This is a genomic window from Labilibaculum euxinicum (assembly GCF_009795715.1).
Lineage (GTDB): Bacteria > Bacteroidota > Bacteroidia > Bacteroidales > Marinifilaceae > Labilibaculum > Labilibaculum euxinus.
In genome coordinates, this window is record NZ_WTCR01000008.1 from 177187 (window position 1) to 198236 (window position 21050).

Sequence of the window (21050 nt, forward strand, 5' to 3'; positions counted from 1 at the left end):
AATTTTAGAATCTCGCTTAATTCGTTTTAGGCATTACAACATTTCCCGAAATACGAAGTTTTACTTCCGAATCAACAGGGTCGTTAGTAATCACAGTGATCATTTTATTTTGACGGCCTCTTTTTCCTCTGGAATTAAATACCACTTTAATTTCCGATGCTTCACCTGCTTTAACAATCTTAGTGCTCGGGGCAATAGCTGTACATCCGCATGAAGCTTTGGTTTTTCTGATAATCAAATCAGATTTACCCATATTCTTCATTGTGAAAGAATATTCTGCTTTTTCACCTTGAGTTAATTCTCCAAAATCAAATACATCCTTTACAAATTCAACTTTTGGAGAATTAGCTAATTCCGATTTCGATAAACTTGAAAAATCCTCAACCAAATTAGCACTAACAGTTAGCCGGTTACCCGATTTATATTCCTGATTGATTAAAACATCTAAATAATCGATCACAAATCCCCAGTCATTTTTCTTGCTGGCATCGTAAGTCGCAATAATCTGACCCTTTTGTTTTGGTTGCAATGTTTCAGGAACCATCTTCAAAGATAAATGAGCAGGTACTCTTTTAAATCCAATACTTATTGGTTTGTCACTATCATTATAAACTTCCATTGAAGCATCTTTTACCTCTGTATTTTTCACTTTAGTAAAAGAAAGATGATTGTTCTGCAAACGCAGTCCATCCATTTCTCTTGGATACAAATCAGCCACAGTTTTTTCTCTGGCAATTACATTACCACTAATTCTTAATATAGTAATTGCTGGATTCGTATTTGCAGTTATCGTTATCGACTTATTGAATGGCCCCGGACGATTCTTAGGATCAAAAGTTGCTTTCACAAAGCCTTTCTGTCCCGGCGCAACAGGTTCCTTACTCCATTCCGGAGATGTACATCCGCAGGAGGACCGTACCTGGTTAATAATAACCGGCTGATTTCCGGTATTAATAAATTCGAACGAGTAAGATGTTAATCCATCTTCTTCCTTAAAAGTCTTGAAATCGTACTCCTTTGTGTCAAATTTCATTACTGGCGCAGCATCCTGAGCAGACACAGACAATGTGCTTCCTAGAATAGCAACAACCAACAAATAAAATACTTTTCTACTCATAACAATTAATTATTTTAATTTACAATGATCTTGTATATTACGGCAAACAATTTAAAGAGTTCAAAAAATCCTTGAAAATTTAGCCAAACAAACAAAATTAATTATTTTTCACTAAAAGAAAACCTAAATATCGTTAAATAGTTGTTAAGTCAAATCAAAAGGCAACCATAACATATTTTCTATTTATTTTTCAAGATTATGGATACTAAAATATTAGTGAATTTCTTCAGTATCCAAAAACAAAAACCGAACCAAGTTTATCTGTTCAAAATTATTTTCTTTCAAAATTGCTTACCTTTCTATCTGTTGTAACTATTTAGTAGATTTGTGTTTGATTGAGGTGAGATTTCAAATACCTAAATATTACCACGCGACACTAATCAACCAAACAAGAAATTGATTTGAAGTAAATTAACCAATAACCACAAATGACAAAACTAAAAACCAAAATATTAGCATTCTCAGAACAGATTAATGATGAAATAAAAGAAATAAGAGCTCATCTGCACGCTCATCCTGAACTTTCTTTCGAAGAATTTGAAACATCTAAATTTATTCAAAATTATTTGAGTGAGTTAGGAGTTCCCTATAAGTATGGCTTTGTCAAAACCGGTATTGTTGGGAAAATTGAAGGAAAAAACCCTGCTAAGAAGGTTATTGCACTTCGTTCTGATATGGATGCCTTGCCCATTAATGAAAATCCGGATAATAAATACTGCTCTCGTAACAAAGGTGTTATGCATGCCTGCGGACACGACATGCACATGGCGAGTCTGCTTGGAACAGCCAAAATCCTATCGGAATTCAAAAGTGAATGGGAAGGTACTATTTTACTGATTTTTCAGCCTGGAGAAGAGTTATTACCTGGTGGTGCCAAATTAATGATGGAAGAAGGAGCTTTACAACCTGAGCCGGAATGGATAATTGGTCAGCACGTTTTACCGGATATGCCTGCTGGAACTATAGGATTTAGATCTGGTATGTATATGGCATCCGGTGATGAAATATATCTTACCGTTAAAGGCAAAGGCGGACATGCCGCCATGCCACACAAATGCACAGATACAATTCTTATAGCCTCCCATATAATTGTAGCATTGCAGCAAATTGTCAGCCGCCATTGCGATGCAAGAATCCCAACCGTGCTTTCTTTCGGAAAAATGATTGCTGACGGAGCGACCAACATCATTCCGGATGAAGTGAAAATAGAAGGAACTTTTCGTACCATGAATGAAGAATGGAGAGCTAAGGCCAAACAATTAATTGCAGACATAGCTCAATCAACAGCCAAAGGAATGGGTGCGGTATGCGAAGTAGACATTCGTCATGGCTATCCATTTTTAGTCAACCACGAAGACCTCACTCATGAAGCTAAAATAAATGCGATTGAATTACTGGGCGAAGAAAAAGTTGTAAATATGGATATTAGAATGACCACCGAAGACTTTGGCTTCTATTCACAGAAATATCCTGTTACTTTTTATCGTTTTGGAGTCCAATCGGAAAAAAACGGCTCTTTGCACACTTCAACTTTCGAAGCAAATGATGATTCTTTACGAACATCAATGAGTACAATGGCGTGGTTAGCGATTTCATATTTAAACAAATAGTTCTCGTAATAAGCTAAAATCAACCAATTAAAAAAACAAACATCTTTAATTCTGCACAATAGAGAGTGCAAATTATTTACCTAAGCTTATTCTTCATTATTTAATCTGTTTCAAAATAATATAATTCTCGGCGAAATTGTTTCTCCATTAAAAATATGATATTACATTTGTGATAGTATTAACACTAAAAATTTAAAGAAAATGGCTTACGTAATTAACGACGACTGTATTTCTTGCGGTTCTTGCGAAGGAGAATGTCCTGTTGAAGCAATTTCTATGGGTGATGAGCATTATGTAATCGACGCTGATCTTTGTACTGATTGTGGTACTTGCGTTGACGCTTGTCCTGTGGAAGCTATTCACGCAGAATAATCGTAATTTAGCGATATTAAAAAGCCAGTGAGATAATCACTGGCTTTTTTATTGAAATACAATTTCATCCATTTTAATATCATGCTCATCAATTGGTACATGATCCAAAATCTGGAAATCGAAACAAATACCAACCTTAAAAGAACTTAACGACTGTAACAACCTGTCGTAATAGGCTTTTCCTCTACCCATCCTATTCTTTTCCCGATCAAAAGCAATTCCAGGAATCAAAATCAGATCAATTTCGTCCTCATTCATAAACACAGCCCCCTCAGGTTCAGGAATCCCATAATGTTCACCTTCTATCAGCTGATCCGCTCCTTCAAAAAGTTTCAAATCCAATGTTTCTCCTTTTACACTAGGCAAAATCACTTTTTTCTCGTTGGCCCATTTGCAAACAAAATCGTGAGTATAAACCTCATCCTTCATCGACCAGTAAAGCATTACTGTTTTGGCTTGGATAAATTCCGGAAGCTGTTCCAAACGTTTCAAAATAGGTAAGCTCAACTCTTTTTTCTGCTCAAAAGAATAATTTTGCTTTACAGCTCTTATCTCCTTTCGGATTCTTGCTTTTTCCTCTTCAATATTTCGTTTTAACACACTCATTTCTGGCTCTTATTCATAAATATCAGTTCTTCTATCTTTAAAAACATCATTGTTCTTCGTAATCATTTTATCTCTGGACAATTTCGGATCAATATCAACAAACAAAATCTGCTCCAGCTTATCAGCTTTAGCAAGAACTTCTCCTCTTGGATTCACAATAATAGACTGACCTGTGAAAGAAAGTTCTTTTTCCGTTCCAATTCGATTTGCTGTGGCAATAAAAATTCTGTTCACCAATGCATAGGAAGGAATTACAGATTGTGCATATGGCAATACCAAATTTGAAGGATGAAGAATTAAATCGACTCCCTGCAAAGCTAATTTACGCCAAACTTCAGGAAACATCCAATCGAAACAAACCAGGATTCCTATTTTAACATCATCAACAATAAAAACAGGAAGACCTAAATTTCCTTTCTCGAAAATATTTTTTTCATTCATGAACAAATGAAGTTTCCGATAGGTTCCAACAAGCCCTGTTGCATTCATCAAAACAGCTGAATTATACAATTGATCACCATCCTTCTCAGAAAATCCAGTGGCAACGGTAAAATTATACTGCATGCACGATTCCTGAATAAAATCAAGAAAAACACTGTCATTTACTGTTTCCGACAGCTCAAAAGCTTCTTCTTTCGAATCGAAATTATAGCCGGTATTGGCCAGTTCCGGAAGAACAACTAAATCGGCTTCTTTTGCTCTAAATAACAATACCTTTAAAGACTCTATCGTTGATTTCAGATCACCAAAGACAGGTGCAAATTGAATCAAAGCTATTTTCATTTTTGATCATTTTAAGGCTGATAAGCAGATTCCCGTAAGATTGCAGCATAATCTTTATTAGTCATTAACTGATTTATAGTTACCTCGGGATGTTTTGCCATGTATTCTTTTACAATTTGCCATCCAATCCAAATACCGGTTCTGGAAGGTGATTCCTGTGGCATTCCCGGAGTAAAAGGCCCATCGTTTATATACTTAATTACTGTGCGGTATTCGCTTGTAAACAAATGTTTTTGCTCAATAATATATCCCCACATCAACTCATCATTCTCCTCACACCACTCCAATTCATTTTGCGAATATTTCATCACATCGGCCTCACTCTTTTGGGGCATCATGGCTTGTAAAAAGTATCTTATTTTTCCCTGATAAATCATATTGCTGATTAAATCATCTTTTAGCGGAGTAAAAGGAAATTCAGTTAAAGCGTAAGCAAGCACAACATCCTGAACAATTCTTTCAGGAATCATATTTTCTCTTGCATACATTGGCGTTCCCAAATAGGAATAAAATGCACAATCTTTTCCCAAATACTTATCCAAGCTTATTCCAATCAAATTTTGGGCAACAACAATCGACTGATTAAATCCTGAAATTTGAGAATAACAATTTGGGATCTGCTTTTCCGGAAAATAGTACTTTAAATATTTAAAAGCATTTGTCAATTCCTTTTCTTCTTTATCCAGAGTCGGAAACTTTTTTGCAACGCTATCAGCAACCTGGTTCATTGTTGAATCAGTTAAAAACTTATTCAAATAAACCATATAATCAGAATCATCTGAATCTCCCAGACCAATCACTTTATTACTATACAATTGCAATACATCAGGATATTGCTGTCTTAACTTATTTAAATCTGATTCCTGTTTTACCGCGAAAAGCTCTTGCTCAAATCTTTGAATTTTCACTTCCAAATCAATATTTGAAACATCAGGACTTTTAGTGTCCAAATTACATGAAAAAAGAAAACCCAGCAACAAGATTAAAATACTCGCACTTGTATTTTTGTAGTGATTTAACTGCATTCTTATGATTTAATTGTAGGTATTTGTTTTTGTGTTTCTCAAAAATATTAAAAATAAGTTAAGCCCGGTTCAAAAATTGGTTTTTCCTTACAATGCCTTAATAAATACAAGGATTAATTAATTTTGCCACGGTTTTGTTTTTGCTGACAGAAGGAATACCTATTCCATATTTTTATCACTAAATTTGCTAAGCTGAAAACAAATACAGCTTTAAAGTATTCAATTATTAAAATGAGACAGCAGATTAAATGATCTTTCTTCTCATCCTGAAATATTTCGGGAATCATATCTTTTAAGTATGAAAATAGCATTAGCCCAATTAAACTATCATATTGGTAATTTCGAGAGCAACACTGAAAAAATTATTTCAGCAATCAATAAGTCACGCAAAAGCGGCGTAGATTTGGTTCTGTTTTCAGAGTTAGCCATTTGTGGATATCCGCCAAAAGATTTACTGGAACGTAAGGAATTTGTTGAGAAATCTAAATCGGCACTTCAAAAAGTAGCGGAGCATTGCATTGATATTGCTGCCGTAATTGGAGGGCCATCAGTAAATCCTCATCCGAAAGGGAAAAATTTATACAACTCTGCTTATTTCATTTCCAACGGGAAAATTGAGAGTATTCATAATAAAACTCTGTTGCCTAATTACGATATTTTCGACGAATACAGGTACTTTGAACCCAATACAGAATTCTCTTTGGTTGAATTGAAAGGAAAAAAAATTGCACTCACTATTTGTGAAGATTTATGGGAAACCCAACCTGTAGACAACAACTTTGCAAAATCAGCATTGTACACAATTTCACCAATGGAAGAGCTAAGCAAACTCAATCCTGATTTTGTGGTAAACATTGCAGCATCGCCATTTTCCTATAATCAGCAGGATTTGCGAACCAATATTTTGAAGGCAACTTCGGAAAGATATCAACTTCCAATATTCTACGTCAATCAGATTGGAGCGCACACCGAATTAATTTTTGACGGTGACTCTTTGGTTATGAATTCGAAGGGAGAAGTAGCCAAACGATTAAATTATTTCGAGGAAGACTATCAGATAGTTGATCTTGAAGCAATTGAAAATCAAAAAGCAGAAGCCAGAAATGTAAATTACATAGAAAAAATTCATGATGCCTTGGTTTTAGGTCTGAAAGATTATTTCGGAAAAATGGGATTCACCAAAACAACACTGGGGCTTTCAGGCGGAATTGATTCGGCAGTAACAGTGGTTTTGGCAGAACGAGCTCTTGGTAAAGAAAATGTGCGGGTTCTGCTGATGCCTTCCGAATTCTCTTCGGATCACTCCATAAAAGACGCGGTAGATTTAGCAGAGAACTTAGGCATTCAATACGATATTGTCCCAATTCAGAATATTTTTCAGGAATTTCAAAAATCCTTAGGTCCAATATTCGGCGATCTCCCTTTTAATGTTGCTGAAGAAAATATACAGGCTCGCATAAGAGGAACATTAGTTATGGGCTTATCGAATAAATTTGGACACATCCTTCTAAACACATCAAATAAGAGTGAATCGGCAGTTGGATACGGCACATTGTATGGAGACATGAATGGTGGCTTATCGGTACTTGGAGATGTTTACAAAACCGATGTTTTCAAATTGGCCTGGTTCATCAATAAAGATAAAGAGGTAATTCCAGAAAACTCAATTGTAAAACCACCATCAGCCGAATTACGTCCCGATCAAAAAGATTCGGATTCTTTACCAGATTACGATGTGTTAGACGGCATTTTATTTCGATATATAGAAAAAAATATGTCTTCAGAAGAAATTATTCAAGATGGTTTTGAAAGAGCAACGGTTCAAAAAGCCCTTAGGTTAGTCAATATGAATGAATACAAAAGATTCCAGACTCCGCCTATTTTACGCGTTTCATCGAAGGCTTTTGGCTTTGGCCGGAAAATCCCCTTAGTAGCAAAACACTAATTAATGGGTATAAACACCTACTTAACAGCATGTTGTCGAACATCACTTAAATAATGAATTATTTCTGTATTCATTTTCACATTTCATTTCATTTATATACTTTTGAAGTGTTTTAAAACATACAACGTATTTTAAATCCATATTCCACCTTGTATATGATTGAGAATGATAGAAAATCCAGAGAGATTATTTGTGGGGAAGTAATTAATAATTCGAGTTCAGTATTTAATGTTCTAACTCCTTCTGAAAAAGAAGAGTTAATGGCGAACATGACCTGTTCTTTTTTTAAGAAAGGTGAATACATTTACAAAGAAGGTGAAAGACCAATTGGGCTTATTTGTTTGTCTGAAGGAAAAGTAAAGATATTTAAAGAAGGCGTAGGCGGTCGCGAGCAAATTGTTCGAATGGCAAAACCTATTGGTTTTATTGGATACCGTGCACTTTTTGCCGAAGAAAACAACATTGCTTCGGCTGTTGCAATTGAAGATTCTATAACCTGTACAGTTAGCTACGAATTGATGCTGAAATTTATTAAACCCAATTCTGACCTTTCTTTGTGCATTATACGTTCGCTTTCTACCGAATTAGGATTTTCAAACAACAGAACAATCACCCTTACTCAGAAACACATTCGAGGAAGATTGGCTGAATCGCTGCTTTTTCTTCGTGATACTTATGGTTTTGAAGATGATGAAGCAACCATTAAGGTTTATCTTTCGAGAGAAGATATCGCTAACCTATCGAATATGACAACATCAAATGCAATTCGTACACTTTCCACTTTTGCAAGCGAAGGAATCATTTCAATTGATGGCCGGAAAATTAAGATTTTAGATAAGGTTAGATTAGACCGGGTTAGTAAACTTGGATAAGAGCTGCTTCTTAAAATATAGCAAGCCATCTCGTTAGGGATGGCTTTTATTTTGCAGTAGTAATTAGCAGGTGCAACAAAAGCTGAACAAATATTCGAACCCTGTGTGTTAGGGATTATAACGGATACCCCACAGCGAAGAATGAGCGAGGAATAGGAGTGAAAAGCCCGCCACGAGGAACGAGGGGAACACCCAAAATATTTTTATTCCTGAAAATAAACACGTTTTACCCGTCGCGAAATGGTGGTGAGAATTTCGTAGGGAATGGTATCCAATTGTTCGGCCAATTTACTTACCGAATAATCGTCGCCAAAAATTAGAACGGAATCTCCTTCTTTAGCATCGGTATTGGTCAAATCGATCATACTCATATCCATGCAAATATTGCCAACAACGGGCACCAATTGCCCATTCACCATTACTTTTCCAAGGCCGTTGCTCAGTTTACGATTGAAACCATCGGCATAACCTATTGGGATAACTCCAATGCGCGTATCGGTCTGTAATTGCCCTTTTCGTCCGTAACCTACGGTATTCTCTTTCGACACTTCTTTTATCTGCGAAATTGTAGTTTTTAAACTACTCACATTCATCAGTTTTTCCTGATGTATGGCACTGATTCCATAAAGACCAATTCCCAAACGAACCATATTGAATTGTGCTTGCGGAAAACGTTCGATACCGGCTGAATTTAAAATATGCCGATCGATAGGATACGAAAACTGCGACAATATTTGATCGCTCCATTGGGTAAACGAATCAATTTGCCTAGTCGTAAAATCATCGTGTTGCTGCTCATCTGCACCCGCCAAATGGGAAAATACAGAACTGATAAAGAAATGATCATTGTTCACAATCAGTGACAACAAAGTATCAATATCGTGATGAACAAAACCCAAACGATTCATTCCTGTATCCAGTTTTATGTGAATAGGATAGTTTCTTACTCCATTTCGCTTTAATGCTTTTTCAAATTCAAGACAAATAGTCTGATTGTATATTTCTGGCTCAAGGCGATACTCAATCATGGTGTCGAAACTGTGAGGCTCCGGATTCATCACCATAATTGGGATCGTGATTCCTGCGTTTCTTAGTTCAACACCTTCGTCGGCTATGGCAACGGCTAAATAATTAACCCGGTGATATTGCAGTAAATTAGCAATTTCGGTTGATCCGCTTCCGTAAGAAAAAGCTTTCACCATTACCACCAGTTTGGTACTTGGTTTTAATAAGGAACGGAAGTAGTTCAGATTGTGAACCATGGCATTTAAGTTCACTTCCAGAACCGTTTGGTGTGCTTTGTATTGAAGCGCATTTGAAATTCTCTCAAAATGAAAATTTCTTGCTCCTTTTATCAGAATAATTTCGTCCTTAAACTGATTTCGATTCAAATCTGCCAGAAATACATCGGTTGAGCGATAAAAAGAAGCATTGCAGGTAAATAGTTTAGATTGCGACGAAATACCTTCCCCAATACCAATCAGACGATTTATTTTCTTCTGTTCGAGCAATTTGGATATCGCCTTGTAAAGCTGATGATTTGTATAACCCGATTGAAAAATATCTGATAAAATAATGGTTTTGCTCTTATCTTTTTGCTGCTGATTCATTAAATCCAAGGCAATTCCAAGCGAACCCAAATCTGAATTGTAATAATCATTAATTAGTGTACAATCACCTATTCCTTCTTTGATTTCCAATCGCATGGCAACTGGTTCTAATTTCGGGAATCGTTCTTTTATGGTTTCATCATCAACATTCAGGTTTAGCAAACAGAGCCAGCAGGTAATTGCATTATCAATTGAGGCTTTATCACTAAAAGGCAAATTTATCTCTTTTGTTTCCTTCTTATATTTGATTTTAATGAATGTTCGGTTCCCTTTTATTTCTTCCGAAACAACCATCAAATTGGCAGCCTGATTTCTTGACCAGGAAATCAATTCTCTATTCTGTCCATACCGGGACTTTAAAGATTCATCTACAAGTTTATTATCGGCACAATACACAATCGAATCGCAGGAAGAGAATAATTTTATCTTCTCTTCTAATTTCTGAACTTCATCCTTAAAATTCTCGCGATGTGCATCCCCAAAATGAGTAAAAATCCCATAGGTAGGTTGAATAATTTTTGAGAGTTGATCCATTTCTCCCGGTTGAGAAATACCAGCCTCAAAAATAGCCAAATTGGCCTCACTGTTCATGTTCCAGACAGAAAGCGGAACTCCCACCTGAGAATTATAGCTTTTGGGACTACGAACAATAGAATACGATTCATTCAACAACTGATACAGCCACTCTTTTACAATGGTTTTTCCATTGCTGCCGGTAATTCCTATTACGGGAAAAGAGAAATTCTTTCGGTGATTTTCGGCCAAATTCTGCAAGGCAATAAGCGTGTCGTGAACCAAAACAAAGCCGGCCTCAGGATACTGTTTTAAATCTGTACTTTCAGAATTACTCACAACAAATGCGCGTACCCCTTTTTGATACAAATCTTTGATGTATAAATGACCATCGTGCCGCGCACCAACTAAAGCAAAAAAAAGTGTTTCTCCCGGAAGTTGTAACGACCTGCTGTCTATCGAAAGGGTTTTAACAATGAGATTTTCTTTCCCATAACAAACACCTCCTGTGATAGAAGCTACCGATTCAATAGTATATGATTGCGCAACAGTCATAATACATCCACTTATTTTGTTGAAGATGTTCTGTAAATTTTCTGGTAACAATTTCGGCAAAGCGGTTCATATTCACTCTTTTCGCCTAACAACACTAATTTATCAGCCTCGGCCAAACGATGTGAGTAATTGGCCAGATTTCCACAACGCATACAAACTGCATGAACTTTGGTAACATATTCTGCAGTAGCCATAATACTAGGAATCGGGCCAAAAGGATTGCCTTTAAAATCCATATCCAAGCCGGCAACAATCACCCGAATACCCTGATTGGCCAATTCGTTACAAACGTCAGACAAGCCGGCATCAAAAAACTGAGCTTCATCAATACCTACCACATCAACATTACTGGCAAGCAACAATATATTTGCTGATGTTTCAACGGGGGTTGACCGAATGGAGTTGGAATTGTGCGATACTACTTCGTCCTCAGAGTATCTCACATCAATATGAGGTTTAAATATTTCAACATTCTGACGGGCAATTTTTGCCCGGTTCAACCGACGAATCAATTCTTCGGTTTTACCCGAAAACATAGAACCAACTATTACTTCGATCCAACCATTACTGCCAGCTCTGTTAATATCATTCTCAAGAAACATGTGATAAACTTTAGGTTATTTTACATAGATAGACAAAAATAGGAAAACACTTTCATACTTGCATTACTGAGCTAATAAACTTTTAAACAATACCTCCCTAAAAAATATTTTGTTTGAACCGAAAAAACCACTCAACCAATCAATACAAAAAAAATTAGCTTTACTTTTGTAAATTAGTACATAGAATTCTGTTGCATATTAAAATTCTGGTTATGGATAATAAACTAGTCATTCAACTGCTTAAAAGTAAAACCGAAGAAATTCAAAACTTACTGGAACATTTCACTAATAAGCCTGAGGATTTAAGTGATAGTATTGAGTTACTTGATTCCAGAATACTGGGTTTAAGTCAGGATTTTAATATCCTGAAAAAGAATTGTGAATTAAAACCAACAGAGACTGTTTCACCAAATGTTCCTGAAGAAATTATTTCTGCTTCGCCTGAACCAATCAAAAAAGAAATTGAGTTTTCTGATACAAGTTCTGAAAAACAACAGGTAATTGACAATATCAGTCCTGAAAAACCTGAAATTGAAGAAAAAGAACAAATAGAATCAGAAATTGTAACCCAAAACGTTCAATCGGAACCTATTCAACTGATTGGCGAGAAACTTCCATCTCAAAAACTGAAAGATATTCAGTCGGCTATTGGAATTAATGATCGCTTTTTGTTTGCCCGTGAGCTTTTCGAAAACAATATAGATGAATACAATACAGCTATTTCCTTCATAAATAAAGCAGGTACTTTTGAATCTGTTATGAATTGGATAAAAGCTGAAAAAGAGTGGGATCTGGAGGATCCTACCGTAACCCAATTCATCGAAATCACCAAAAGAAAATTTTAAACATGTCGAAACTATACCTTGTTCCAACTCCAATTGGAAATTTAGAAGATATTACCTTAAGAGCTTTACGAATATTAAAAGAAGTAGATTTAATTCTTGCTGAAGACACAAGAACATCTGGGTTTTTATTAAAACATTTCGAAATTTCAAAACCCTTACACTCTCATCACAAATTTAACGAACACAAAACGGCCGAAAACATCGTTAACCGAATTAAAGCCGGTGAAACCATTGCCTTAATATCTGATGCAGGAACACCGGCTATTTCAGATCCCGGGTTCTTTTTGGTGAAACATTGTCTTGATAATGGAATTGATGTTGAATGTTTACCAGGAGCAACAGCATTTGTCCCTGCTTTAGTGAATTCCGGGTTGCCAAATGAAAAATTTTGTTTCGAAGGATTTTTACCGCAAAAAAAAGGGCGTCAGTCTAAATTAGACGAACTGGCGGAAGAATCAAGAACAATGATTTTTTATGAATCTCCACACCGCCTGGTGAAAAGCTTAGAGCAATTTGCTGAAGTAATGGGAGAAGATAGAAAAGCATCTGTATCCCGTGAGTTAACCAAACTATATGAAGAAAATGTACGTGGCACTCTCGCTGAACTAATCGCTCATTTCAGTTCGAAAACTGTGAAAGGTGAAATTGTAATTGTTATTGGAGGTAAGCTTGTTGAGAAAAAGAAGAAAGAATACATAAAAAAGGACCGACAGTAAAACAAAGGCTAAAAGCTTTGCAATTCCCCATTCATGATTTAGCTATAAGAACTACATTATGAATTTATAATTCTTAACTGTCATTAGTCTTCGTGTGAGAATTTAGGACAAGAGATTGCCTTATCACCCAATTTTTTGACTTTCTGACGACGTTTCAACTTTCGGATTTCCCTGGGATTGGAATAGTTGTAATTATAAGTCAGAGAAATCTCCAAACCACCTCTGTTAGAAGATGCAGCCTGTAAATCAGAGACATTAATATCGTAGCTAATCATAAATTTCATGCGGTTTTTCTCATATCCGAATGCTGGAATAATATCCTGAGTAAAACGATACCATAATCCGTAATGAAGAATGGTGCCTTTTTCTCCATACAACATCATAAAATTGGTTCCGGCAATCCACTCGTTTGAACTACTCTCGGTAGTATGCATAATTTCAGGCTTGACATATAATCTCGAAGATAATCTGGACTCTACTCCTCCATGCCATGCAAATCGTCTTTTAAGGTTATTGGTGATTGCGTAAAAGGATTCATTGGGTTGATTTATATGACTAATTGCCATCCCCATAAAATATTTTGATTTCCCTTTAAAAAATGTAACCATAGTACCAGCAGAAAAGTCAGTATAAAATAAAGATTGTGTTCCTAAAGGTTCTCCTGTTTGATAATTTGGATCGAAAAGTGTGCCATCCCATTGATCATCAAAAACCAATTTGTTATAATCAACCGATTTATTAACTAATTCCAAACCAAGTCCCACATGTAAAAACAATGTATTCCCTGCATTCAGACTTTTATTTAATGATCCGGAAAACATAACCTGAGTAGTTTTTAAACTACCTTCTCCCGCTTTATCATTGAAAATCATACCTCCAACACCAAGCCAGGAAGAACTCAATAGTTGAGTCGATAATTTACCATCTACAAAAACTGCCTGAGAAACAAAAGGTGTTGTTACACTATTCCACTGGTTACGATAATTCATCCCACCCCTAAGATTATAATCAGAATTTCCTGTAAGAGCTGGATTTAACAATAATGGTATAGAATAGAATTGAGAAGAGTGCACACGCTGTGCGAAGACTTGACAGACCCCGAATAACGATATCAGTATAAAAACAATTAAACTCTTCCTCATATCCAATTTTACGGGTCTTTCAGCCGATTAGCAAAGATTTTCAACCAGCAAAACGAAATACCCCAAGCAAAAATATAAAAATGGGTAATAATAGCCTATTACCCACTGTGAAATATTTTATATTACATTTATTTTTTTGCGACAAATTATTTGGCATAAATATAATTAATATGATGAAATTTAACAGTAATAATCCATTTTATTCATCAACTATATTAGTACAGTAGTGTAACATTTCCGCGCTTTTGTACAGAACTACCATCAAGGAAGGTCACTTGCAGGAAGAAAACATAAACATCCATATCTTGTTTTACTCCACGATAGGTACCATCCCATCCTACATCTTGTCTGTTCGATTGAAAGATTTTATGTCCTAATCGGTTATAAACAATCAAATTCATTGAACCTATATTGTTACCCCGAACAAACAGAACATCGTTTTTACCATCTCCATTTGGAGAGAATCCGCTGGCTAATCCAACAAATTGATCACCTTCCGGATAAATTACATTTATCGTATCCCTTCCCATACAACTCTGTTGATTGGTTACTTCAACCCAATATTCTCCGGCCTGACTCACATTTATAGTCTGAGAAATATCATCTGTTGACCAACGGTAGAAACTACCATTATTTTCAGCATCAAGAGTTACATTTTCTCCGGTTTGAACAATAAGGTCTTCACCAAGATCCACAATAGGAGAAGGATTAACCGTTAATTCGATACAATCTCCTTCTGTATTACCAAATGGATCCGTTACATCAACACAATATTTACCTGATTGATTGACAAGGATTCCCTTTTCAGTTGACTCTGACGGTATCCATTTATAAATAGGATCAGAAGTAAATGTTCTATCAATAATTGGTTCAAGATACACTCTGTCACCCTCACAAATCTGAATATCACCACCTAAATCTACAGAGAATTTATGACCGTCTTTTCTAACAACACTAATATCATCTGTATTATAACATGAGTATTCATCTGTAACCTTCACAGAATATACATTTTCCTCACTTACCGATATTGTCTGGGTTGACTCTCCGGAACTCCATTCGTAAACCAAACCTGATCCTGAAACTCCTGCATCCAAAGTCGTGGTTTCACCATCGTATAATGTGATATCTCCACCTAAATCAACAATTGGTAAAGCATGCACAATTACTTCAATTTCATCGGTTTTTTCATTGCCTTCATCATCTCTTACCGTTACCGAGTAAATTCCGGACTCACTCACGGTAAGTGTTGAGGTTCCTGCTCCATTTGACCATAGGTAAGCATAGTTTTGCGAGATGCTTGGATTTGGATTTAGAATCACTTCTTCCCCATCACAAATATTCTTGTCGGCACCCAAATCAATAGCAAATACATCACTTGCGCTGCTTATAATAATTTCATCAGTTCCAACACAACCATTTAAGCTGGTTACATTAACACTATACGTATTGCTGTTATTCACGCTTATGGTCTGACTTGTCTCTCCTGTCGACCAAGAATAGGTTAATCCCGGATTTCCTGCATCCAACACCTTTGTTTCAGCATCAGCCAATTCGTAATCCGCTCCCAAATCAACAACCGGAGCTGTTAACACATTAACATTTACTGTTGCCGATGATGATTTACCTGTTTCGGAATCAGTTGCTGTAACAGAATATGTTCCCGTCTCAGTTACGGATAATGAAGAACCTGTTGATCCATCTGACCATAGGTAAGTATAAGTTCCATCAAAGTCGATGGCCGGAGTTAAAGCTGCAGTCTCTCCTTCACAAATTTGAATATCTCCACCCAAACTAACTACGAAAGATTCAACAACACTAATAGCTGCATAAATTGTATCTCCGGCACAATCAAAAGCTGTACGCTCCAACAATTTTATCTGATAATCTCCAGGCGTATTTCCCCATTGAACATCAAAACTTAATTCACTATGGAACTTATCGCTTAGCTTCTTCGTCTTTTCATTTAGGACTGTTGCTCCGCCTGGAACAAAAAGTTCATAATTTTCATTCTTCTCGATGGTTGCAGTATAAGACTGAATTGTTCCAGCCTGAATTACCGGAGCATAATCACCAAATAAAGTATTTGGTAAAGCCATTACATCAACCTCCAAAGTTTGATTAGCAAGATCTTCTGTTACCGGTATTCCTGATAAAGTCTTCGCCTCAACTAATAAAATCTCCGCTCTGTGTGTTTTACCCGTTGTATTTGGAATTTCAAGTTCAAACTCAAAAGTATTCACATACAGTTCCTCTGCTCCAACAGGCATTACTGCAGGTGCACGATCGACTGAAATTTTAAATGTCCATGGTTTAGGACCATTATAATTAACGGTAATATTCACTTTCCCATTTGCATCTCCGCCATTATTTGCAGAACAAACATAGGGTACTTCTAAATCATCAAACTCAGCGGTTGGAGCTGCGCCATCAACTACCACGATCATGGTTAAAGGATCACCAAAACAATGTGTCCCTAAATCCTCCGGATATACTTTCACCTCATAATCACCTTCGTTAGCGAATACATAATCACCGGATTCAAATGTTTTTGATGCAAGATATGCTACTGAACCGCTAGATGTATGTGTTACTGACCAATGATATTCATAGCCAGTAACTTCATCCACCTTAAAATTAAGTGTTGTTCCCTTAACCACATACTGCTGTGCCACAACAGCCCATCCTCCCAAAAGGATGGCTATTGCAGTAAGCAGTGTTTTATGTAGTAAGGTTTTCAACATCTAATTTTATTCTTTTAATTATTTAAATAAAACTTCTAAACTAAGCTCTAGTTAAGTGTAATAGTACCTGAAATAACTGGCTTACCATGAACAGTAACACTTCTTGTGTTATCAGCAAGATCAGTATCAACAGCAACAGTTCCATTATCAGCAGTTTTTGCACTTATCAATTGAATGCTTACTGTTTGATCACCAGCAGTTAGATTTTCAAAATCTGAAATTGACAATTGTCCTGTTAAAGGAGTTGCGTCACCTGCAGTACCCATTGTAACCACCTTAGTTTCTTTTGAATTATCAATAGCAGTAATCTCATATGTCAATTCGAATGGAGCTACACCACCGGTGAATACAACATCGAAATCGCTAACTGTTAAAGTACCACCCAATAATGGAGAACAACTTACAACTGCATCATTTGCAGGTAAATTAGCAAACATTACAGAAGCTGCACCAACAACTAAAACCTGAGATGTTCTTGTTTCAGTCAAACAGCCATTTGCATCAGTCCCAAAAACTGTTACATCATATGTTCCCGCAACATCCCAAATCAGTGTCATAGAATTTCCTGTTTGCGCAACCAGATCAGTGCTGGTACCACCTGTTGTAGCCCAAGTATAAGTCACTCCTGCAACAGGATCAACATTATAAGTATGAGATGTGTTAATAGTTACAGTTTGATCCTGTGCACTAACAGTTCCTGCAAATGCAATTAAGCTGATAAATAGCAAGCCAAATATTTTAGTCAGTTTCATAGTAGTTTAATTTAAATTTATGATCGATATTTTTGGTTTCTTATTAATTGTTCTTGTATGAATTTCTTTTTCTGTTACCACATTTAACGTACCTCCATATTTATTGGTTGCACTCTTTATGGTAATAGTATTTATAGTGTCAATATTTTCATCTTCAATAACACCCGCTACATGGAGCATTTTATCTGCAAAATTTACAATTGCAGTTCGATCAGCAGAATCCCCATCTAAGCGATAGTTCACTGTAATCGGGTATTGTGATTCCGGCAATTGAGTACCTGAACCGAACATTGCTACCATTTCTGTAGCAAATTGTGGATCTAAATCAGCACAATCGTCCGATGTTAGATCTTTAAAGGCAATAGTGGCTTCAGTACCAAATACCTCAACAGGTATGGCTCTTCGAGAAGAACAAAAATTAGTTCCTGCATTAAATTCCTCCACAATTGCGTAATATTTTCCTTCATTAAAAAAGGTAATGTCAACTTCTGCTTTTTCAAATTCTCCCCCAATAAATAAAAAGTCATCATCTCCTCCCAATCCATCATTATCCGCCAATAAAGCGTCTTTTTGATCTGTCCAGTTGTTCACCTTATAAACATTCCATTCATAAGTATTCCCAACATGATCAGTAATAGTAAGTTTATGCGTACTACCAGGCAATATTACATACGGACTCTGTGCCTTAGCTGAAGCCAAAGCCATCATTGTAAATACAATGACAATCAGAATTCTATGTAGTATACCTTTAAACAAATCTTTCTATTTTTATGTTTGAATTACCTTCCCGAACCTTAGTTCGGGAAGGATTCTATATGTAAGTCAACAAACTTTACAATATTTAGTCAATAGCAATCACACTAGTTTCAGGTGATGCTGTAATAACAAACGATTCTGATGTATTATTGGTTAAATTAGTACCAGGCTCATTTGTATTTCCGGCTCCCGTTGTAATAAACGCATTTGAAGCAACCATGTTCAAGCTAATATCATTAGCTGGAGAAACGCCCGGAGTATTATCTGTTACAACAGTCAATACAACTTTAGAAGTTCCCAATGCTACGGCTACGCTGGAACCAGTTACAGTACCACCAGCTGATGAAGTAACAGTTGATGCTGCTGAAGTTGTGAAATCAAATCCCCATGCTCCAGTTGTCCAAGGCTGTCCGTCAGTATCCATTGAAACAGTAAAGTAACGAGTTGTAGAACCAAAATCATTCGTTGCATTATCAATTATTGCCCCACTACCACTATTACAATCAGTTAAAGCACCACCAGTAATAACAGCTCCTGCATTATCAGATGCAATAACTGCTAAATCAAGTGCACCAGCTGAAACCAAAATCTCCAAACGTCTTAAGGTTGTACAGGAACCAGCTAAATTAGCTTCCATAACCTCTACAAAATATGTTTCAGCTTGTAACCATTGAATGTTTACAGTATTCGCATCTACACCTGCACCTGCACCTGCAGTCGTGAATAAGTAATCTGTTCCACTAACGGCTGGTGTTGTACCATCGTTTTGGTAAACAGCCCAGGTGTATGTATTTCCAACGTGATCTGCCAGATGCACATTACTACCATCAACATTTACTTTAAACTTATGAATAGAACCTACCGCGTGAGTTGCATCTTGTGCGTATGTTCCAAATGCAATTAAAGAAATTGCAAGAACCAGAGTTATTTTTAATAATCTTTTCATGATATATTAATTTTATCAGAGTTTACTATTAGTCAGTTATAATACCTGTAGTTGCTGGAACAGCATTTACAGTATAAGTTGCTACATCATTTGCTGCATTACTGTCAGGAGTTCCTAACTCATCTTTACCATTAGAAATAGTAAGAGCAATTGAGATATTTGGATCTTGTCCATTCACACCAGCAGTATTCTTATTGGTATTGTATTCAACAGTAATTGTTTGAGATGCAGTATTCGCAGGAACATTAATTGTACCTGTTAAAGCAGCAACTCCATTTACAAGAACGCCAGTTACGTTATCTGATGTAGCAATATCGCTAACTGCATAATCAAACGACCATGTTTTAGCTATATCACCACCAGTCATACTAACTGTATATTCTCTTGAAGTTGTTCCAAATACATCATTCGAATTATCGCCATCAGCAGTAACATCTACAACCGGGTTAAATGCAGTAGCACAATCTGTTGCAGAAGTAACTAAAGCAGCTACAACATCAAATGTATTTGCAGTTACAGTAACTGAAATCTGACGGGTTGTAGGACAAGCCGGAGTAACATCTGTTCTTGTTTCAACTACTTGTAAAATATATGTACCAGCTAGTTTCCACTCTACATTTGCAGTAACACCATCCGTTGCGCCAATAAAGCTATACTCTGTTCCTGGAGTACCCGAAGTTACAGACCAAGCTAAGGTTGTGCCTGCAATACTACTTTTTGTAATAGTATATGTATGAGTTGATCCAGCATATGGAGTCGTACCCGTATTTTGTGCCTGAGTATTAGTAATTAATAATACTCCTACGAAAACCATTAAAAGTTTTAAAAGAGATTTCATATCGTTTTATTTTATGCTAATTAAAATGAAATATTACCCGTATTTGGCACACCATAGATGGTTACATTATTTGTATCATCATCACCTGCTGGGTTACCAAAACTATCCTTAACGTCAGAAATTTGAACTTTAAATGTTTGATCGCTACCGTCAGCTGTATTAGCCAAAGAGATTACCAGATTATGTGTTCCTCCGGATACTGCAACATCATTTCCTGTAATTTCTGATGTCAAACCAACAGTTGTATAGTCGAAAGTCCAATCATTTGATCCATTTGTTTTCGTAAGAACAAAAGTAACATCTGTTGTTCCCGTTGATCCTGTAGCACAACTTGCAGCACTTGAAGCATCTGCAATAGCAACACTAAAATCTGCGTTAACAGTAACTGTTAAGGTTTTTGTTGTAGAACAATCAACTCCTGTATGGCTCTCTGTTTCTGTGAAAGTCATATTGTAAGTACCTGGCTTCATCCATAAAACTGTAATTGAGCCTGAATTCAATGCTCCTGCAGTAATATTCCAATCTGTTCCTGAGGTACCTGATAGGGTCCACAGTAAACCATTACTTCCACTTTCGGGAGTAACAGTATAAGCTTTGCTTTCTCCAACACTTCTTGTATCTGTCTGCGCCGAAGCTGCAAATCCAAGAAAAAGGAAAAAACATACGCTAAATAGTTTTGTAAAATTTGTTTTCATGTTGAC

General features: G+C 36.3%; 19 protein-coding genes. 6 read left to right on the forward strand and 13 right to left on the reverse strand.

Annotated features, from left to right (window positions below; translation table 11 throughout):
* Positions 1 to 16 precede the first annotated feature (16 nt).
* Positions 17 to 1117: a DUF1573 domain-containing protein gene (locus tag GQR60_RS12365; RefSeq protein WP_101311401.1), complete on the reverse strand. Its 1101-nt coding sequence runs from the start codon at positions 1115 to 1117 to the stop codon at positions 17 to 19.
* Positions 1118 to 1545: 428 nt separating this feature from the next.
* On the opposite strand from GQR60_RS12365, the gene GQR60_RS12370 reads away from it, so the two are divergent.
* On the forward strand, positions 1546 to 2727 hold the full coding sequence (locus tag GQR60_RS12370) for a M20 metallopeptidase family protein (protein WP_124993218.1): 1182 nt from the start codon (positions 1546 to 1548) through the stop codon (positions 2725 to 2727).
* A gap of 201 nt (positions 2728 to 2928) precedes the next feature.
* Positions 2929 to 3099, forward strand: a complete 171-nt coding sequence (locus tag GQR60_RS12375; protein ID WP_096429549.1) for a DUF362 domain-containing protein — start codon at positions 2929 to 2931, stop codon at positions 3097 to 3099.
* A 48-nt stretch (positions 3100 to 3147) separates the two neighbouring features.
* Here GQR60_RS12375 and GQR60_RS12380 read toward each other — a convergent pair whose 3' ends face one another.
* From GQR60_RS12380 to gldB, 3 genes are read right to left on the reverse strand one after another with little or no spacing between them, the layout of a single operon-like run.
* A complete protein-coding gene (locus GQR60_RS12380; protein WP_124993219.1) occupies positions 3148 to 3705 on the reverse strand; it encodes a 5-formyltetrahydrofolate cyclo-ligase in 558 nt (185 codons plus the stop codon).
* 9 nt (positions 3706 to 3714) lie between these two features.
* Positions 3715 to 4488: a nitrilase-related carbon-nitrogen hydrolase gene (locus GQR60_RS12385; protein WP_124993220.1), complete on the reverse strand. Its 774-nt coding sequence runs from the start codon at positions 4486 to 4488 to the stop codon at positions 3715 to 3717.
* An 11-nt stretch (positions 4489 to 4499) separates the two neighbouring features.
* Positions 4500 to 5513 (reverse strand): gliding motility lipoprotein GldB, encoded by a 1014-nt coding sequence (gldB, locus tag GQR60_RS12390; protein ID WP_124993221.1) that lies wholly within the window; start codon positions 5511 to 5513, stop codon positions 4500 to 4502.
* A gap of 298 nt (positions 5514 to 5811) precedes the next feature.
* On the opposite strand from gldB, the gene GQR60_RS12395 reads away from it, so the two are divergent.
* The gene (locus GQR60_RS12395; RefSeq protein ID WP_124993222.1) at positions 5812 to 7458 is read left to right on the forward strand and encodes an NAD+ synthase; all 1647 of its coding nucleotides are present in this window, start codon (positions 5812 to 5814) and stop codon (positions 7456 to 7458) included.
* Between the two features lie 155 nt (positions 7459 to 7613).
* Entirely contained in the window at positions 7614 to 8330 is a 717-nt protein-coding gene (locus GQR60_RS12400) for a Crp/Fnr family transcriptional regulator (RefSeq protein WP_124993223.1), read from the forward strand.
* Positions 8331 to 8533: 203 nt separating this feature from the next.
* On the opposite strand, the gene GQR60_RS12405 is transcribed toward GQR60_RS12400, so the two are convergent.
* Together GQR60_RS12405 and GQR60_RS12410 are read right to left on the reverse strand one after the other, a co-directional pair.
* Positions 8534 to 11008 (reverse strand): bifunctional UDP-N-acetylmuramoyl-tripeptide:D-alanyl-D-alanine ligase/alanine racemase, encoded by a 2475-nt coding sequence (locus GQR60_RS12405; protein ID WP_124993224.1) that lies wholly within the window; start codon positions 11006 to 11008, stop codon positions 8534 to 8536.
* Positions 11009 to 11019: 11 nt separating this feature from the next.
* The gene (locus tag GQR60_RS12410; RefSeq protein WP_124993225.1) at positions 11020 to 11610 is read right to left on the reverse strand and encodes a thymidine kinase; all 591 of its coding nucleotides are present in this window, start codon (positions 11608 to 11610) and stop codon (positions 11020 to 11022) included.
* A gap of 212 nt (positions 11611 to 11822) precedes the next feature.
* Between GQR60_RS12410 and GQR60_RS12415 the strand changes: the two genes are divergently transcribed.
* Positions 11823 to 12455: a hypothetical protein gene (locus tag GQR60_RS12415; protein WP_124993226.1), complete on the forward strand. Its 633-nt coding sequence runs from the start codon at positions 11823 to 11825 to the stop codon at positions 12453 to 12455.
* A 2-nt stretch (positions 12456 to 12457) separates the two neighbouring features.
* Complete coding sequence (gene rsmI / locus GQR60_RS12420) at positions 12458 to 13171, forward strand: 16S rRNA (cytidine(1402)-2'-O)-methyltransferase (RefSeq protein ID WP_124993227.1); 714 nt, start codon at positions 12458 to 12460, stop codon at positions 13169 to 13171.
* Positions 13172 to 13254: 83 nt separating this feature from the next.
* On the opposite strand, the gene GQR60_RS12425 is transcribed toward rsmI, so the two are convergent.
* The 7 genes from GQR60_RS12425 to GQR60_RS12455 all read right to left on the reverse strand — a co-directional run bounded on the left by GQR60_RS12425 (position 13255) and on the right by GQR60_RS12455 (position 21044).
* Positions 13255 to 14313, reverse strand: a complete 1059-nt coding sequence (locus GQR60_RS12425; protein WP_124993228.1) for a PorP/SprF family type IX secretion system membrane protein — start codon at positions 14311 to 14313, stop codon at positions 13255 to 13257.
* Between the two features lie 215 nt (positions 14314 to 14528).
* Positions 14529 to 17054, reverse strand: coding sequence for a T9SS type B sorting domain-containing protein (locus GQR60_RS12430; protein WP_160463473.1), 2526 nt, complete (start codon positions 17052 to 17054; stop codon positions 14529 to 14531).
* A 50-nt stretch (positions 17055 to 17104) separates the two neighbouring features.
* The gene (locus GQR60_RS12435; protein ID WP_101311387.1) at positions 17105 to 17809 is read right to left on the reverse strand and encodes a PKD domain-containing protein; all 705 of its coding nucleotides are present in this window, start codon (positions 17807 to 17809) and stop codon (positions 17105 to 17107) included.
* A 6-nt stretch (positions 17810 to 17815) separates the two neighbouring features.
* Positions 17816 to 18565, reverse strand: coding sequence for a hypothetical protein (locus GQR60_RS12440; RefSeq protein ID WP_124993230.1), 750 nt, complete (start codon positions 18563 to 18565; stop codon positions 17816 to 17818).
* 85 nt (positions 18566 to 18650) lie between these two features.
* Positions 18651 to 19511, reverse strand: coding sequence for a hypothetical protein (locus GQR60_RS12445; RefSeq protein WP_124993231.1), 861 nt, complete (start codon positions 19509 to 19511; stop codon positions 18651 to 18653).
* A gap of 28 nt (positions 19512 to 19539) precedes the next feature.
* Positions 19540 to 20349 carry a hypothetical protein gene (locus GQR60_RS12450; protein WP_124993232.1) on the reverse strand — a complete coding sequence of 270 codons (810 nt, stop codon included), beginning with the start codon at positions 20347 to 20349 and terminating at the stop codon, positions 19540 to 19542.
* A gap of 20 nt (positions 20350 to 20369) precedes the next feature.
* Positions 20370 to 21044 (reverse strand): hypothetical protein, encoded by a 675-nt coding sequence (locus tag GQR60_RS12455; RefSeq protein ID WP_124993233.1) that lies wholly within the window; start codon positions 21042 to 21044, stop codon positions 20370 to 20372.
* Positions 21045 to 21050: the final 6 nt, after the last annotated feature.

Excerpts from the sequence above, each read along its gene's own strand:
- GQR60_RS12365 (WP_101311401.1), bottom strand. The coding sequence starts at position 1,117 with ATGAGTAGAAAAGTATTTTATTTGTTGGTTGTTGCTATTCTAGGAAGC.
- GQR60_RS12370 (WP_124993218.1), top strand. The coding sequence starts at position 1,546 with ATGACAAAACTAAAAACCAAAATATTAGCATTCTCAGAACAGATTAAT.
- GQR60_RS12375 (WP_096429549.1), top strand. The coding sequence starts at position 2,929 with ATGGCTTACGTAATTAACGACGACTGTATTTCTTGCGGTTCTTGCGAA.
- GQR60_RS12380 (WP_124993219.1), bottom strand. The coding sequence starts at position 3,705 with ATGAGTGTGTTAAAACGAAATATTGAAGAGGAAAAAGCAAGAATCCGA.
- GQR60_RS12385 (WP_124993220.1), bottom strand. The coding sequence starts at position 4,488 with ATGAAAATAGCTTTGATTCAATTTGCACCTGTCTTTGGTGATCTGAAA.
- gldB (WP_124993221.1), bottom strand. The coding sequence starts at position 5,513 with ATGCAGTTAAATCACTACAAAAATACAAGTGCGAGTATTTTAATCTTG.
- GQR60_RS12395 (WP_124993222.1), top strand. The coding sequence starts at position 5,812 with ATGAAAATAGCATTAGCCCAATTAAACTATCATATTGGTAATTTCGAG.
- GQR60_RS12400 (WP_124993223.1), top strand. The coding sequence starts at position 7,614 with ATGATTGAGAATGATAGAAAATCCAGAGAGATTATTTGTGGGGAAGTA.
- GQR60_RS12405 (WP_124993224.1), bottom strand. The coding sequence starts at position 11,008 with ATGACTGTTGCGCAATCATATACTATTGAATCGGTAGCTTCTATCACA.
- GQR60_RS12410 (WP_124993225.1), bottom strand. The coding sequence starts at position 11,610 with ATGTTTCTTGAGAATGATATTAACAGAGCTGGCAGTAATGGTTGGATC.
- GQR60_RS12415 (WP_124993226.1), top strand. The coding sequence starts at position 11,823 with ATGGATAATAAACTAGTCATTCAACTGCTTAAAAGTAAAACCGAAGAA.
- rsmI (WP_124993227.1), top strand. The coding sequence starts at position 12,458 with ATGTCGAAACTATACCTTGTTCCAACTCCAATTGGAAATTTAGAAGAT.
- GQR60_RS12425 (WP_124993228.1), bottom strand. The coding sequence starts at position 14,313 with ATGAGGAAGAGTTTAATTGTTTTTATACTGATATCGTTATTCGGGGTC.
- GQR60_RS12435 (WP_101311387.1), bottom strand. The coding sequence starts at position 17,809 with ATGAAACTGACTAAAATATTTGGCTTGCTATTTATCAGCTTAATTGCA.
- GQR60_RS12445 (WP_124993231.1), bottom strand. The coding sequence starts at position 19,511 with ATGAAAAGATTATTAAAAATAACTCTGGTTCTTGCAATTTCTTTAATT.
- GQR60_RS12450 (WP_124993232.1), bottom strand. The coding sequence starts at position 20,349 with ATGAAATCTCTTTTAAAACTTTTAATGGTTTTCGTAGGAGTATTATTA.
- GQR60_RS12455 (WP_124993233.1), bottom strand. The coding sequence starts at position 21,044 with ATGAAAACAAATTTTACAAAACTATTTAGCGTATGTTTTTTCCTTTTT.